At 64.7% G+C, this 14,564-nt stretch carries 13 protein-coding genes; 5 read left to right on the forward strand and 8 right to left on the reverse strand.

The genetic code is table 11. The features are described 5' to 3' along the window. The gene (gene dxs, locus QZZ02_RS02700; RefSeq protein ID WP_291842113.1) at positions 1-1,938 is read left to right on the forward strand and encodes a 1-deoxy-D-xylulose-5-phosphate synthase; all 1,938 of its coding nucleotides are present in this window, start codon (positions 1-3) and stop codon (positions 1,936-1,938) included. Between the two features lie 346 nt (positions 1,939-2,284). Here dxs and QZZ02_RS02705 read toward each other — a convergent pair whose 3' ends face one another. Together QZZ02_RS02705 and QZZ02_RS02710 are read right to left on the reverse strand one after the other, a co-directional pair. Continuing rightward, the gene (locus QZZ02_RS02705) at positions 2,285-3,673 is read right to left on the reverse strand and encodes a S41 family peptidase (protein WP_291842116.1); all 1,389 of its coding nucleotides are present in this window, start codon (positions 3,671-3,673) and stop codon (positions 2,285-2,287) included. A gap of 37 nt (positions 3,674-3,710) precedes the next feature. Then, complete coding sequence (locus QZZ02_RS02710; protein WP_291842118.1) at positions 3,711-4,316, reverse strand: TetR/AcrR family transcriptional regulator; 606 nt, start codon at positions 4,314-4,316, stop codon at positions 3,711-3,713. 282 nt (positions 4,317-4,598) lie between these two features. Here QZZ02_RS02710 and QZZ02_RS02715 point away from each other — a divergent pair, with 282 nt between their 5' ends. Then, positions 4,599-5,333, forward strand: coding sequence for a TlyA family RNA methyltransferase (locus QZZ02_RS02715; RefSeq protein ID WP_291842120.1), 735 nt, complete (start codon positions 4,599-4,601; stop codon positions 5,331-5,333). Positions 5,334-5,363: 30 nt separating this feature from the next. Here the strand turns inward: QZZ02_RS02715 and QZZ02_RS02720 are convergent, their stop codons facing one another. The 4 genes from QZZ02_RS02720 to QZZ02_RS02735 form a co-directional block, all read right to left on the reverse strand. Beyond that, positions 5,364-6,113 carry a hypothetical protein gene (locus QZZ02_RS02720; RefSeq protein ID WP_291842122.1) on the reverse strand — a complete coding sequence of 250 codons (750 nt, stop codon included), beginning with the start codon at positions 6,111-6,113 and terminating at the stop codon, positions 5,364-5,366. A gap of 213 nt (positions 6,114-6,326) precedes the next feature. After that, on the reverse strand, positions 6,327-6,857 hold the full coding sequence (locus tag QZZ02_RS02725) for a glycine zipper domain-containing protein (RefSeq protein WP_291842125.1): 531 nt from the start codon (positions 6,855-6,857) through the stop codon (positions 6,327-6,329). Positions 6,858-7,786: 929 nt separating this feature from the next. Beyond that, complete coding sequence (aroC, locus tag QZZ02_RS02730) at positions 7,787-8,878, reverse strand: chorismate synthase (RefSeq protein WP_291842127.1); 1,092 nt, start codon at positions 8,876-8,878, stop codon at positions 7,787-7,789. A 49-nt stretch (positions 8,879-8,927) separates the two neighbouring features. Beyond that, complete coding sequence (locus tag QZZ02_RS02735) at positions 8,928-9,437, reverse strand: hypothetical protein (protein ID WP_291842129.1); 510 nt, start codon at positions 9,435-9,437, stop codon at positions 8,928-8,930. A 225-nt stretch (positions 9,438-9,662) separates the two neighbouring features. On the opposite strand from QZZ02_RS02735, the gene QZZ02_RS02740 reads away from it, so the two are divergent. From QZZ02_RS02740 to QZZ02_RS02750, 3 genes are all read left to right on the forward strand, one after another. After that, on the forward strand, positions 9,663-10,583 hold the full coding sequence (locus QZZ02_RS02740; RefSeq protein WP_291842130.1) for an HNH endonuclease: 921 nt from the start codon (positions 9,663-9,665) through the stop codon (positions 10,581-10,583). A 386-nt stretch (positions 10,584-10,969) separates the two neighbouring features. After that, positions 10,970-11,638: a pyridoxamine 5'-phosphate oxidase gene (pdxH, locus tag QZZ02_RS02745; RefSeq protein WP_291842133.1), complete on the forward strand. Its 669-nt coding sequence runs from the start codon at positions 10,970-10,972 to the stop codon at positions 11,636-11,638. Between the two features lie 25 nt (positions 11,639-11,663). Next, complete coding sequence (locus QZZ02_RS02750; RefSeq protein WP_291842135.1) at positions 11,664-12,452, forward strand: DUF1499 domain-containing protein; 789 nt, start codon at positions 11,664-11,666, stop codon at positions 12,450-12,452. A gap of 59 nt (positions 12,453-12,511) precedes the next feature. Here the strand turns inward: QZZ02_RS02750 and QZZ02_RS02755 are convergent, their stop codons facing one another. Further along, positions 12,512-13,426 carry an MBL fold metallo-hydrolase gene (locus tag QZZ02_RS02755; protein WP_291842137.1) on the reverse strand — a complete coding sequence of 305 codons (915 nt, stop codon included), beginning with the start codon at positions 13,424-13,426 and terminating at the stop codon, positions 12,512-12,514. Continuing rightward, positions 13,423-14,370: a hypothetical protein gene (locus QZZ02_RS02760; protein ID WP_291842139.1), complete on the reverse strand. Its 948-nt coding sequence runs from the start codon at positions 14,368-14,370 to the stop codon at positions 13,423-13,425. The genes QZZ02_RS02755 and QZZ02_RS02760 overlap by 4 nt, the downstream gene beginning before the upstream one ends. Positions 14,371-14,564 lie beyond the last annotated feature (194 nt).

Consider the following 14,564-nt stretch of genomic DNA (forward strand, 5'->3'; position numbering starts at 1 on the left):
ATGTCCGCGAAAGTCCCGCCGAAAACCCCGATCCTCGACACAATCAGCGCGCCGGCAGACCTCAAGAACCTGCCGATCGACCGGCTCAAGGCGCTGGCCGATGAGCTGCGCGCCGAGACGATCGATGCGGTGTCGGTGACCGGCGGCCATCTCGGCGCCGGGCTGGGCGTGGTCGAGCTGACCACGGCCCTGCACCATGTCTTCGACACGCCGACCGACACGCTGATCTGGGATGTCGGCCACCAGTGCTATCCGCACAAGATCCTGACCGGTCGCCGTGACCGCATCCGCACCCTGCGCCAGGCCGGTGGCCTGTCCGGTTTCACCAAGCGGTCGGAAAGCGAATACGATCCGTTCGGCGCGGCCCATGCCTCGACCTCGATCTCGGCGGCGCTCGGTTTTGCCGTCGCCCGCGATCTCAAGGATGAGGATCGCAATGTCATCGCCGTGATCGGCGACGGCTCGATGTCGGCCGGCATGGCCTATGAGGCGATGAACAATGCCGGCCATATCGGCGGCCGCCTGATCGTCATTCTCAATGACAATGACATGTCCATCGCCCCGCCGGTCGGTGCGATGAGCCATTATTTCGCCCGCCTCGTCTCCTCGCAGGGCTATCGCTCGATCCGCAAGCTCGGCAAGGGCGTTGCCAAGGCGCTGCGCGTCGAGGAAGCGGCGCGCCGGGCCGAGGAATACATGCGCGGCATGGCCATGGGCGGCACATTGTTCGAGGAAATGGGCTTTCGCTATGTCGGTCCGATTGACGGCCATGATCTCGACCAGCTGGTCCCGGTCCTGCGCAATGTGCGCGACGGCGACAATGGCCCTGTCCTGATCCATGTCGTGACCCAGAAGGGCAAGGGTTATGCCCCGGCCGAGGCCTCGGACGACAAGTATCACGGCGTCGCCAAGTTCAATGTCATCACCGGCGAACAGCAAAAATCAAAAGCCGACGCGCCGTCCTATACCAAGGTCTTCGCCGGGCAGCTGATCCGTGAAGCCGAAGCCGACAGCCGCGTCGTTGGCGTCACCGCTGCCATGCCGGGCGGTACCGGTCTCGACCTGTTCGGGGAACGCTTTCCGGACCGCATGTTCGATGTCGGCATTGCCGAACAGCACGCGGTCACCTTTGCCGCCGGCCTCGCCGCTGACGGGATGAAGCCCTTCGCCGCGATCTACTCGACCTTCCTGCAGCGCGGCTATGACCAGGTCGTCCACGATGTGGCGATCCAGAAACTGCCCGTGCGCTTTGCCATCGACCGGGCCGGCCTCGTGGGTGCCGACGGCGCCACCCATGCCGGCAGTTTCGATATCGGCTATCTCGGTGCCCTGCCGGGAATGGTTGTGATGGCCGCTGCCGACGAGCTCGAGCTGTCGCGCATGGTCAGGACCGCCGCCCTGATCGACGATGCCCCGTCCGCCTTCCGCTATCCGCGCGGCAATGGCACCGGGATCGAGATGCCCGACGTGATCGAGGCGCTTGAGATCGGCAAGGGCCGTATCGTCCGCGAAGGCTCGCGCATCGCCATCCTCTCGCTCGGCACACGCCTGGAGGAAAGCCTCAAGGCCGCCGACGCGCTGGCCGCCCAGGGCTTTGCGACCACGGTCGCCGATGCCCGCTTCGCCAAACCGCTCGATGAAGACCTCATCCTGCGCCTGGCGCGCGAGCATGAAGTCCTGGTCACGGTGGAAGAGGGCGCAGTGGGGGGCTTTGGCGCCTTCGTCCTGCACCTGCTGGCCGAAAAGGGCGCCCTCGATCGCGGCCTGCGCGTGCGCACCATGACCCTGCCGGATGTCTTCCAGGACCAGGAAGCCCCTTTCGACATGTACGAAACCGCCGGCCTCAACGCCCGCCACATCGCCGCCAAGGCGCTGGAAGCCATGGGCAAGGACGAGGCCGCCGCGGAACGTGTCGCGGCGGCACTGATCGCGGGTTAGTGGCGGTTGTCTCCTTTTCTTCCCCACGACGTGGGCAAGTGGGCCGAGGCGAAGCCTCGGGTCGATGGGGCCGAGCGCAGCGAGGATGGGTCCATGCCGCCTGCGGCGTCACCCCTCCGTCTCGCCGCTGCGCGACGATCCACCTCCCCATGGGATGGGGAGGAAAGACGTTATGTTGGCGAGGGGAAGATACAGGGCGCTTAGCCGGTTTCCTGTGTCCTGCGCAGACCTGTCCTTCTCCCCTTGGGAGAAGGTGGCCCGAAGGGCCGGATGAGGGGGGACGCGCCGACTTTCACCGGGATGTCCCCCTCACCCTGGCCCTCTCCCGAGGGAGAGGGAAAGCGCTCTATTCTTCCGGAATCCGTGCCACCAGCGCCCGCACCGCGGCGGCATGGCCGGCGACCGGATCGTCGGCCGGGAACACGTCCAGCCGGATCTCCGGTTCCAGGCCGCGCGCCTCGTAAATCTCGCCATTACCGTCGGCAAAGATCTCGTTGGCGAGTTCCAGATACCAGCCATTGGGCAGGGGCTTGGCGAGCGGGGTGGAGAAGGCGCCGCGTGTGGTGGTGCCAACCTGCGTCACATGGGGGCGTTGGCGCAGCATCATCGTGGTGATCTCGCCGGCGGAGACCGTGACATCACTGGTCAGGACATGGGTCGGACCGGTATAGCGCGGGCCGTCATGCGGCTCGATCCGGTAGGCAATCAGGGGCGGCCCGTCCGGATCCGTGCGGACGCTGTAGCCGTCAAAGCCCGCGTCGGTGAAACGGCTGGCAATGGCGCGGGTCACGGCGTCATAGCCGCCGCGATTATTGGACAGGTCGAGGATGACCGCATCGAGATCGGCAAACTCGGTCAGGGCCTCGTCCAGCATTGCGTCGAGCGCAGCCAGTTCCGCCGCGGCCCATTCCGGCGTGCCGGGTGTTTCGGTGTCGATGAAACCGCCCATGGTGAAGATCTGGATATAGCCGATGCGCTGGTCGATCGTGCCGACAATGACCCGGTCATTGCCGATATGGCGGGCGCCGGGGTCGAGCAGATCCGTCATCGTCTGGTCGATCAGACCGATCAGCCAGGGCATTTCGCCCATCCCGTCGGCGATCATGGGCAGGGTCTCGCCGAGACCGAACTGGGCGCGGTGACGCGCGCCATCGAAGTCCGCGATGAGCTTGGTATGGCTGTCGCCCAGCGGTTCGATCAGGTCCGAGAGGACCGCGAACAGGGCCGCATCATCCATGGCATCACTGACACGCGGCCGGGCGGCTGCGACCTCGGCCTCCCAATCGACGCCGCGTCGTTCGAAGGCGGCATAGTGGCGGGCGAATATCCCGGTGAAGGTCTCGAACACGGCGGTCGGCGAGGTGAGGTCCTCTGTTCCACATTCGTCCGGCAGGGCGGGCTGGCGCGCAAAGACGGCATGGCCGTCACCGGGCAGGTATTCGAAGCGGGCGCTCTGGTCGTTCATCGCCGTGAAATAGCGATACTCGACCTGGCTCATCAGGGTCGGGCCGTCCTGCGTCGTGCGATAACAGCCGGCCGGCGTGTCCTGCCAGCGGGTGATGCCATCGCCATCGATCTCGAGAATCCAGCCGCTCTCCTCCGACAGCCAGACGCCGCGCGCGGCGGCCAGGGTCTCACCTGCATTCAGGACGACCTGCCGCTCGGGCAGCGGGTCCGGTGAGGCGCAGGCAGCCAGGCACAAGGCGGTGGCCAGAAGGGCCGGAAGACGTGACATGGGATTGGGAACTCTAAAAAATGACCGTGGTCATTTTTTAGGGGCTCGTGGTCGGGCTGGCAAGGCGGCAAAGCTGCCGGACGGTGGCGAGGCGGGCATTGAGCAGGTCGCGGGCCTCGCCGGCGCGGTTGGAGACCATGACTTCACGCCAGGTCCCGGTCGCCAGGGCGAGCACAAGATCGGCGAGTTCCGCCGGTGCGATATCGCTGCGCCAGACCTTGGCGCGGATCGCCGCCTCGATCTCTTCGACGAGGCAGTCCTGCAGGGCCAGATCGACGGTGCGGTCGGCGGCCTGGATGGAAGCGGTCCGGGGCGCTTCGGCATTCTTGGCGCGCCACAGCTCGGGCGCTTCGGCCGCCTGTGCGCCGCCGCCATGGATTCGCTCCACAAGTCGCTCTGTGGGCGACAGGCCGGGCGCGAGCGGCGCCTTGAGACAGGCCATCATCGTGGTCTCATACCACTGCGCCAGGATGTCCGCCTTGGTGGGGAAATGATTGAAGAAAGTCCCCTTGGCGATCTTCAGCTCGCGCGTGATCATGGCGACACTGACGGCCTCATAGCCGTCGCGCTCGAACAGCTTGAGGGCGGCGTCATAAATCGCCTGGCGCAGGGCCTGTTTCTTGCGGTCACGCAATCCGGTCATAACACCAGTATGGGTGGTTTCATGACCGCGGTCACTTTGCGGTTTCAGTTGGGGTGGGGCGGGGAGCGCGCACCATCTCATCCTTCTCCCCGGGGAGAAGGTGGCCCGAAGGGCCGGATGAGGGGGGATCCGCCGACTTTCACCGGGATATCCCCCTCACCCTGACCCTCTCCCAAGGGAGAGGGAACACAGCCGCCAGCCCCGATGCAAACCGGCATGGCTCCCGCGCCGCGCCTCGCGCTATCCTTGCAACCAGGACCCAAACCCAACCGGACCCCGCCCATGCGCGCAGACCTCTATCTTGTCGAACACGGTCATTTCGACACCCGCGCGAGGGCCCAGGCGGCGATTGCCGCCGGGAAGGTGTCGGCCAACGGCGTCAAGGTCACCAAGCCGTCGCAGAAAATTGCCGAGGGGGCCGAGATTGTCGCCGAGGCGGCGCATCCCTGGGTGTCCCGGGCGGCGCTCAAACTGGTCGCGGGGCTGGATGCTTTCGCAGTGGATCCGGCGGACCGGGTCTGTCTTGATGTCGGATCCTCGACCGGCGGGTTTACCGAGGTCCTGCTGTCGCGCGGGGCGCGGCATGTCTATGCGGTGGATGTCGGGCGGGACCAGCTCCACCCCTCGCTTCAGGCTGACCGCAGGGTCACGTCCTTGGAGTCGACCGATGCCAGGTCATTGGCGGCGGAGATGTTTTCCGAGCCGCCTTCGCTGCTGGTCTGCGATGCCAGCTTCATATCCCTGCTCAAGGTCATCGTGCGGCCGCTGGAACTGAGCGCGGCGCGCAGCGATCTGATCGCGCTGATCAAACCCCAGTTCGAGGTCGGCAAGGCCTTGATCGGCAAGGGCGGTCTGGTGAAAAGCGAAAGGGCGCGTGACGACGCGGTTGCGGCCGTGCGGGCAGGCCTCGAGGGGCTGGAGGGCGTCTCGGTACGCGCGGTCATGGACAGTCCGATCGAAGGGGGTGACGGCAACAGGGAATACCTTATGGCCGCCACCCGCACACTTCAAACCTGAATCGCCGCAATCGCGGCCTCAAGGCGCGTATTACTGGCCGTATGTGTCGGCTGGGCGCCAGATGCCATCCGTGCCCTGGCACATATAGACCTGGTCGGTGACGGTCTGGCCATAGGCGTCCATGCGGCGGGTCTGCGACCAGTGGCAGGCACCGGTGGCCGAGTTCGTGTCATAGGATGACGCGTTGTAGACGCGGGCCGGCTCGCGGCGCTCGGCGCCGCCGAGTAGTTCACCGGACGAGCCATAACCATATGTGTCGGCATAGCCGTCATCATAATAGGCGTCATCGCCGTATCCGGCCTGGTACGGATCGTTTTGATAATAGGGGTCATTGCCATAGCCGGTGTCCTCATATCGGGCACCCGGCTTGTCGCCGTAATAGGGCTGGTTGACGCGGCCGCGATTGCCACAGTCCTCGCCACCGGCCACGCCGGCGCCGATCAGGGCGCCAACGCCGGCGCCGGCGATCGTGCCGACTTCCTCGGCGTTGCCGCGATCACGGTGCTGATAGCGCGAGCCGCGATGTCCGCGGCCCCAGCTGCCATGTCCGCCACGTCCGCCGCGGCCCCAATGGCTGTCGCGCGAGTGGCGGTTGTTATTGCTGTCATCAGCCAGTTCATTGCCGATCACGGCGCCGAGAATGCCGCCGATGATGGCGCCGGCGACCTGGCGGCCCTGGCGTTCGGATTCGCAGTCCTGATAGGCCTGGGCCTGGGCCATGGACGGCAGGGCGACACTCAGGGCCGTTGCGGCGAGAAGTGTTGGGGTCAGCAGTTTCATCTCTACCTCCAGTTCAGGATCGGCCCGGATTCGGCCTTTGCGCGTCGGGTCCGGCGCAAGGGCGCCGGTATTGATCCCATGTTTAACGACCGGGCGATGAGCCGGGGATGAACGGTTCCATGAACATCACGCAAGAAAAAGGCCGGTCCGCGATGGACCGGCCCTTTCCCTCTGGAAATCCCACGCACACGGGATTTCGTGTCTGGTACCGGCCTACTGGTAGGCGGCAACCTGCCAGTCGCCATAGGGATCGCGGCACATCCGGACCCGGTCGTAATTATAGGTGCCGTCGGGCATGTAGACCTCGGCATCACCCCAGCGGCATTCGACGCCGGCATTGTAATAGGTCTCACGGATGACGATCGCACCGCGGACACCGGAATAGGGATTGCCCCAGTAATAGGGCTGGCCGTATTCGAAGGCATAATTCATCGCATAGTGATACTGGGCGCGATCGCATTCATCGAGCCGGCCCAGGCTGTTGCCCAGTACGGCACCGAAACCGGCCCCGATCAGGATGCCTGCTCCGACATTGTCGTCACCGGCCGCAGCGCCACCGATGATCGCGCCGAGCAAGGCGCCGATCACAGCGCCATCGCCATTGCCGTTATAGCGGCAGATGCCGTCGTAATAGGCGAATTGGCGGCTTGTATAGCCATAATCATAATAGCGCGTGTGGTAGCGCCAGCGGCTCGACGGTCCCCAGCGCCCGTAATGGTTCGCGTTCGACCATCCATGGTTCATGTGCCGTACCCAGCGCCGGTGCGAGCTGTGGCGGTTCTGGTCGCGGTAGAAATTGTGACGCCGCTGCGCATACTCCCAGCGACGGGGATTGTGTCCGGCAAAAGGACGTGACGGATGGCCGGGACGATGGGCTCCGGGCCGGTTTGGACCAGGCCGGTATGCATCGGGGTGACGGCCTCGGTCCGGCCGTGAACCCGGGCGGTGGCCACCCGGTCCACGGGCATCGGGACGCCGGCGATCACGGTCAAACCTGTCTCCGCCCGGACGGCCGGGTCGCGTATCGGGACGTCGCCCTGGATTGCCAACATCGGGACGCCGCCCGGGGCCGCGCGCGTCGGGACGCCCGCCACCGGGTCCACGCGTATCGGGACGCCGCCCGGGGCCGCGCGCGTCGGGACGCCCGCCACCGGGTCCACCTGTATCGGGGCGCCGACCGGGACCGCGCGCGTCGGGACGGTTACCGCCGGGCGCCCGGGTGTCGGGACGCCCGCCACCGGGCCGCGCGTCAGGACTGGGGCGCGCGGGAGATGTCGGACGGGATGCGGGGCCTGCGTCACGGCGCGGTCGATCACCTCTGGACCCCTGACGTTCACGGTCTGGCTGGGCGGCGTCGCGGCGCTGGCGCTCGAATTGGCGGGCGCCCCGACCGGAGCCATTCCCACGTTCACTGCGGACTTCATCACCGCCGTCGCGGCGTTGTGCTTCAGCCGGGGCCGCAGCGAAGAGGGCCGGGACCAGGATGAGTGACGCGAGCGAGGCGCCAAGCCATTTGCGCTTGAGCTGCTGCATGCGGGTTTCCTCCAAGGGGTCTCGCCGGGCAATTCCGGCCAATATGCCCCAACGGTAGGATTTCGCGCATGAGCCGAACATGAACGCGGGGTTCACCTTCATGATCAGACCACTGACTGAACGGGCAGGCCGCGATGCGGCTACCAGGCGGCCTGGCCGGCATGGCGGAGTTTCTGGTCCGCGAGAACCAGGGCAGCCATGGCTTCTCCCACCGGCACGGCGCGGATCCCGACGCAAGGGTCGTGGCGACCGCGGGTCTCGATCACCGTTTCCTCGAAGTCACGGTCCAGCGTGCGCCGTTCGACCATGATCGAGGAGGTCGGCTTGACGGCAAAGCGGATCACCACATCCTGCCCGGTCGAGATGCCGCCGAGGACGCCGCCATTATGATTGGACAGGAAAACCGGCCCGTCCTCGCCCATGCGCATCTCGTCGGCCGCGTCCTCGCCGCGCATGGCGGCCGAGGCAAAACCGGCGCCGATCTCGACACCCTTGACCGCATTGATGGTCATCATCGCGGCGGCCAGTTCACTGTCGAGCTTGGCATAGACGGGGGCGCCCCAGCCGGCGGGGACGCCGGAGACCACGACTTCAACGATGGCGCCGGTCGAGGAGCCGGCCCGGCGCAGCGCGTCCATGTCGGCTTCCCACAGGGCGGCGGTTGTCGCATCGGGGCAGAAGAAGGGGTTGTTGGCGACCTCGTCCCAGTCCCAGCGCGACCGGTCGATGGCGCGCTCGCCCACTTGCACCAGAGCGGCCCGGATCGAGATCGCGTCGCCGATCACCTTGCGGGCAATGCCGCCGGCCGCGACGCGCATCGCGGTTTCGCGGGCCGAGGAGCGGCCGCCGCCGCGATAATCACGGATGCCGTATTTCATGTCATAGGTGTAATCGGCATGGCCCGGGCGCCACTTGTCGCGGATGGCGCCATAATCCTTCGAGCGCTGGTCGACATTCTCGATCATCAGCGCGATCGGCGTGCCGGTGGTCACCGGCCCGTCGGTGCGGTCATCCTCGAACGTGCCGGACAGGATGCGGACCTGGTCGGGTTCCTGGCGCGGGGTGACATGGCGGGAGGTGCCGGGACGGCGCAGGTCGAGGAAGGGCTGCAGGTCCGCCTCGCTCAGCGGAATGCCGGCCGGACAGCCATCGACGACGGCGCCGATCGAAGGCCCATGACTTTCGCCCCAGGTGGTGACCCGGAAAAGATGTCCGAACGTGTTGTGAGACATGATGTATCCGCCTGCTGTCGGGGCAGATTAGACACAGGTTTCGGCTACGTCACGCAGCCGACTGCGCTTTGCGGATCCAGCGCGCCAGGCGGGCATTGACCGAGGGGCGCGAGAATTCATGCATGAAGGCGTCGAGATCCGCGGCATCGGGGAAATCGGGTCGTTGTTCGACCGGCGCCTCACCGGCGGCGGCGACGCGAATGAGGATGCGCACCCGCTCTTCGCCGACGGCGGGCAGATCGGTGCCGTCGCGTGTTCCGGCGGGAATGCGTACCAGGACCGGCGTGTCGCCGTGTCGCAAGGTGCGGGTCAGCCCCCGGACGGCTTGTTCGGCCGTGATCTCGACTTCGAGGCAGACCGGCGCCTGGGTCCGGATGAACTCCATCGCCGCGACAATGCGGGCGAGTTCGGACAGGGTCGCTTGTGTTGGCGGTGTGACGTCGGGGTGCAGCGTCTTGACCCGCGCCCGGAAGGATGCGCGCGCGGCATCCATGCCGTCGGCCGGGGCGACGCCCAGCACGGCAAACGCAGCATCCATACTCTCAACACGCGATGTCATGCTGCTGTTTTAACGCAAGAAGATTCCCGAAAGGTTGACGCGGGGGAGGGGGCCGTTGCCGGGCGGGAAGGCTGGACAGCCGCGATTTCGAGATAGCCTGCTATTTCTGAAAAATCGGAAGCTGTGTCTGTCCCTTTCGATTGCGCCGGAAGGTCTCAGGTCATTTGTCAGATCGGCATCTTGCTCGTAGCCTTGCCCTTGGGTTCATGAGGTATTTCGGGAAATATGGTCAATCTCTTCATTTCCAACACAGATAACCGATGGTTCGATTTTCTGTATCGGAGCTCTCCACATTCCGAAGTGAACTTCTGGCAGCCAAGCGCTACAAATTTTCGAGCAATTACCCCCGGCGAATTCTTTGTTTTTCGATTGAAATCACCGCGAAATGTTATTGGGGGATTCGGTGTCCTATCGACGGCAACCATTTTGCCAATCCAGATTGCTTGGGACGCGTTCGGGCAGGCAAACGGCGTTGCAAGCCTGACCGACTTTGTAGCGTTCATTCAAAACTATCGAAAAGATGAACGCGTCGGCCCGCAAAGCTTGATCGGATGCAGGGTTCTAACGCAACCGGTGTTCCTCGACCAACGGAACTGGTCAGAGCTTCCTTCATCTTGGTCGAAGAACATTGTTGGCGGCAAGACGTTCTCGACAGGGGAGCCAGAGGGCGCAGCCCTCTGGAACAAACTGGATCAGCTTTTGTCTTCTCATCAGGTTGCAAGCGGTATGGCTGAGGCAGCCGAACGTTTCGGCGGCCCCCATCTGGTCTTGCCGCGTCTGGGACAGGGATCGTTCCGGATCTCTGTCATAGAAGCCTACAAGCACCAGTGTGCGTTGACCGATGGCCGAGTTTTACCTGCTCTGGAGGCGGCGCATATCAAGCCCTATGCCGAAGGGGGGCAGCACACCCGATCGAACGGTATTCTATTGAGGCGAGATATTCACAGTGTGTTCGATGCCGGTTACGCGATGATTGATGACGACTTCCGCTTTGTGGTCAGCGACAGGGTTCGAACGGTTTTCAACAACGGAAACGAATACCGCCGCCTTAATGGGCAGAGGCTGCGTTTGCCCGACAATCCCACTGATTTTCCAGACAAGGGTTTCCTGCGATGGCACGCAGAAAACCGTTTTGAGGCGAGCTGACATCACTTCAGGCTTCCCAAAAAGCGGGACCGGCACAATTAATCTCTCTCTGTACCCCTGCGCGCCCGGCGCAAACCCCACCCTAAACCGCTTGCCGAGAGGTCGCCGTATCCAGTTCTTCAGGTCAAGGGCCGCAACGCGGCCGCTTCGCGGTTTCACCCTTGAGCTGAAGAACTGGATACGGCCTGCTGGCTGACAAGCGATCTATGGAGGGGTGGGCGCGGGGCGCCACTGTTCCAGCGGCCAATCGGGAACCAGTGCGCGTGCTTGACGTTGCCAGGAACTGCCCCGGCACTGCTCCGTCCGCGGGCGGTTGGCGCACCGGGACAGCTTGACGTGCCGGGTCAGGAGCTTACCTAGGCGCAGACGCCTGTGGAGTGCCGCCCATGTCCGACGACAAACTCATCCCGCCCAGCCCCGATGCCGAGGCCTATGCCAAGTCTGCGGACGCCAATGCGGTGGAAATCTTCGATCGCGAGGATCCCTTTGCGCTGTTTGCCGAATGGCTGACCGATGCGAAGAAGAAAGAGCCCAATGATGCCAATGCGATGGCGCTGGCGACGGCGGATGCGTCCGGCCTGCCGGATGTGCGCATGGTGCTTTTGAAGGATGTCGATGCCGACGGTTTCGTCTTCTACACCAATCTGGAAAGCGGCAAGGGCGGCCAGCTGGCCGAGAATCCGCAGGCGGCGCTGTGCTTTCACTGGAAGTCGCTGCGTCGTCAGGTGCGGGTGAGGGGGGCGGTCGAGCCGGTCAGCGCCGAGGAGGCGGACGCCTATTTCGCCTCGCGGGCCCGCGACAGCCGGATCGGGGCCTGGGCCTCGAAACAGTCGCGCCCGCTGGAAAGCCGCTTTGCGCTGGAGAAGGCCGTGGCCCGCGAGGCGGCCCGCTTTGGCCTGGGCGAAGTGCCCCGCCCGTCGCACTGGTCGGGCTTTCGCATCCGTCCGCTGAGCCTCGAGTTCTGGCGCGACCGGCCCTTCCGCCTGCATGATAGAATGTTTTTTGACAGGCCCGATTTGGGGTCGACTTGGACGGTCCGCCGGTTGTATCCCTGAGCCGAACGCCTGAGGGGGCCGAAAAGTGGAACGTCTGACTGACATGCTGCGCCTGGTCATCCAGCCGCTGGGCTGGATCACGGCACCACTCGCCATCCTGACACCGCTGTGGTTCCTGGTCGCTGCGCTCGGGACCAAGCTGGGCTTTTGGGGCTGGGCGTTCGGGCTGAACTGGATGACGCTCGATATCGGCCCGAAACTCATCCTGGCCTGTGCCATCGCCGGCGGCATGATGGCGATCCTGGTCATCACCCATCGCCTGCTCGCGCATCGCTGGTTCGGCGTGATCAGCGTGCCGATCCTCGCACTTCTCGTAGCCATCGGCGGTTATGGCGGGCGTGTCGTGTTTGACGGGCTGGCCGACAGTCGGCCGCTTGTGCTCGATGTGACGACGGATTTCGAGGACCCGCCCCATTTCACGCCGGCCTATGCCGCGCGCCGCGGCAATGCCCAGCGCCCGCTCGACTTCGATCCGTCTGGCGCTGCGATGCAACAGTCCTATTATCCCGAGATCACCAGCCTCATCGTCGAGCGCGACGCCCGCACGGTCTTCCGCGAGGCCCTTGTGGTGGCCCGTGACGAGGGCTGGCGGATCGGCACGGCGTCCGATGCGGCCGGCATGTTCGAGGCCGGGGCCGAGAGCCTGATGTTCGGATTCCGCGACGATATCGCGGTCCGGGTGACAGAGCTTGAGGACGGGCGTGCCCGTGTCGATATCCGCTCCCTGGCCCGTCAGCCGGTCCATGATCTGGGCCGCAATGCCAAGCGCGTCGAGCGCTTCCTGGCCGCGATGCGCGGTGAGGCCGTGGAATAAAGGCGACAGGCAGAATTAACACGCGGCGTTAATTCTACCTGTCCGCATTTTGCGCAAGCTCAGGCCGGTTCCGCGAGCCTGAATGTCGCCGTCAGATCGACCTGGTCAACGGTTTCGCTGGCGACTTTGCCCAGCTCCACCAGATGGATGACATGGGCGAGGACGGAATGGGCGGCGGCCGGGTGGAGGCGTTTGTCGACATCGGCATACATCACAGCGACCATGTCACGGATATTGTCGTGCCCCTCGGCGAGGCAGGCGAGGATCTGGTCCTCGCGGGCCAGCCGGTGATCAATATAGGCCTGGATGAAGGGGCGGGGATCGTTGATCGACGGGCCATGGGTCGGCCAAAGCCTGGCGAATTCGCGGTCGCGCACCCGTGCCAGCTGGTGCAGGTAGTCGCCCATATGCCCGTCCGGCGGGCTGATGACGCTGGTCGACCACGCCATGACATGATCGCCCGAGAACAGCGTGTTTTCCTCGATCAGCGCATAGCAGACATGGTTTGAGGTATGACCGGGCGTATGCATCGCCTCGATGGTCCAGCCCTTGCCGTGGAACATGTCCGCGTCGGCGACCTGGATGTCCGGCTGGAAGCCGACATCATCGCCCGCTTCCATGCGCACTTCGCCGCCGGCCGGCTCGGTCTGCTGTGGGCCGAAACCGTAGACTTTTGCGCCATGGCGCTTGGCCAGGGGATGAGCCAGCGGCGAATGGTCGAGATGGTGATGGGTGACGAAGACGTGGCTGACGGTCTCGCCCTCGAGCGCCGCGTCCAGGGCCTCGATATGGGCCGGGTCAACCGGGCCGGGATCGATCACGGCAACCGAGCCATGGCCGATAATGTAGACGCCCGTGCCGGTATAGGTGAAGGGGCCGGGATTGGGAGCGACGACGCGCCGGATGAGGGGGGAGAGCGTGTCGCAACGCCCGTACTCGAAGTCGAAATCTCTTGCGAATGGTATTGAACTCATGATGCCTGCTTGACCGGTTCCGGTTTCGGGTGGCCGAGGAATTCCAGGAATGCCGCGGCCAGCCGTCGGGTGACTATGATCTTGTCATCCAACTGCATTGCGACCGGAGGACCCATATCAGTTTTGTTCACATCCACGACATAAAGCCTGCCGTCTTCGCGATCGCGAAGCACGTCAAGCCCGCCCCAGTCCAGCCCCATGGCCCGGGTGAAGGCCGCGAGCTGGGCTTTTTCCTCCGCGGAGAAGACATCGTCGGTCTCGGCGCACTCGATTTCGTCGTTCGAGTTCGAGAAGCGCGTGGCGATCTGGCGGCGCTTGCGGATGACCAGCGGGATGTGGCCGTCCATCGTCGCGCAGCGCAGGTCCTCGACCATATTGCCGGGGACGGTGTTGTTGATCACGCGCTGATAGACCCGGCCCGGCCTGGCACTGTCGATCGGGCCCTGGATGACACGGCCATCATGGGCGCCGTTGAGTTCGGACTTCTCCACCATCGGCCCGCTCCACGTCGTGGGGTCAACCGAGAGCGAATAGCCGAATGCCTGTTCGAACACGGCGGCGACATGGCTCTTTTCGATGCTTTGGCAGTCCCGGTTGATGACGCGGGCATCCGGCGGTACATTGCAGGGCTGGCAAGTTGTGGAATCATCGAACACAAATACCGCATCCGCCTCGCCGGGATGGCGCGCGATGCGGGCACCGGCGGCGTGCAGCACCGACCAGATCAGATACCAGGGACGCGGCCGGTCAGGCGCGAACCAGATTTTCGGACCCCGGCGGAATGCCGACTTGATCCGCCAGCCCTCGACGACGAAGTAGAAAGGGAACCAGGACAGGACTTCGCCAATCAGTCCCAGCTTGAGCGGAAGCCGGGCGCCCGTCTTCTTCACGGTCACAATGCCGTCCTGGAACTCGAAATCTCGCCACCACAGCGCACTGTGCATGGATTGGCCTTTCTCGGTCGTCGACGCGCTGCATCCTAGGCATTCGCCGGACACTTGCAATTCACTCCGGGTCACGGACGGCGCGGTTTTTGCGTGATCGGTGTGTGTCGTCATGATCACGGGAGGGGAATGTGAACGCCGGTCGATTTCTAGGCAAGCGCATCTTGCGGCTGGGCTGGCTTATCCTGGCGCTG

It is taken from the genome of Maricaulis sp., assembly GCF_015665295.1.
Taxonomy (GTDB): Bacteria; Pseudomonadota; Alphaproteobacteria; order Caulobacterales; family Maricaulaceae; genus Maricaulis.

Bases quoted from the DNA above. Each gene is read 5' to 3' on its own strand.
- aroC (WP_291842127.1), bottom strand. From the start codon at position 8,878: ATGTCTCACAACACGTTCGGACATCTTTTCCGGGTCACCACCTGGGGC.
- QZZ02_RS02760 (WP_291842139.1), bottom strand. From the start codon at position 14,370: ATGCACAGTGCGCTGTGGTGGCGAGATTTCGAGTTCCAGGACGGCATT.
- QZZ02_RS02725 (WP_291842125.1), bottom strand. From the start codon at position 6,857: ATGAACCATGGATGGTCGAACGCGAACCATTACGGGCGCTGGGGACCG.
- QZZ02_RS02715 (WP_291842120.1), top strand. From the start codon at position 4,599: ATGCGCGCAGACCTCTATCTTGTCGAACACGGTCATTTCGACACCCGC.
- QZZ02_RS02710 (WP_291842118.1), bottom strand. From the start codon at position 4,316: ATGACCGGATTGCGTGACCGCAAGAAACAGGCCCTGCGCCAGGCGATT.
- QZZ02_RS02720 (WP_291842122.1), bottom strand. From the start codon at position 6,113: ATGAAACTGCTGACCCCAACACTTCTCGCCGCAACGGCCCTGAGTGTC.
- dxs (WP_291842113.1), top strand. From the start codon at position 1: ATGTCCGCGAAAGTCCCGCCGAAAACCCCGATCCTCGACACAATCAGC.
- QZZ02_RS02755 (WP_291842137.1), bottom strand. From the start codon at position 13,426: ATGAGTTCAATACCATTCGCAAGAGATTTCGACTTCGAGTACGGGCGT.
- QZZ02_RS02740 (WP_291842130.1), top strand. From the start codon at position 9,663: ATGGTCAATCTCTTCATTTCCAACACAGATAACCGATGGTTCGATTTT.
- pdxH (WP_291842133.1), top strand. From the start codon at position 10,970: ATGTCCGACGACAAACTCATCCCGCCCAGCCCCGATGCCGAGGCCTAT.
- QZZ02_RS02705 (WP_291842116.1), bottom strand. From the start codon at position 3,673: ATGTCACGTCTTCCGGCCCTTCTGGCCACCGCCTTGTGCCTGGCTGCC.
- QZZ02_RS02735 (WP_291842129.1), bottom strand. From the start codon at position 9,437: ATGACATCGCGTGTTGAGAGTATGGATGCTGCGTTTGCCGTGCTGGGC.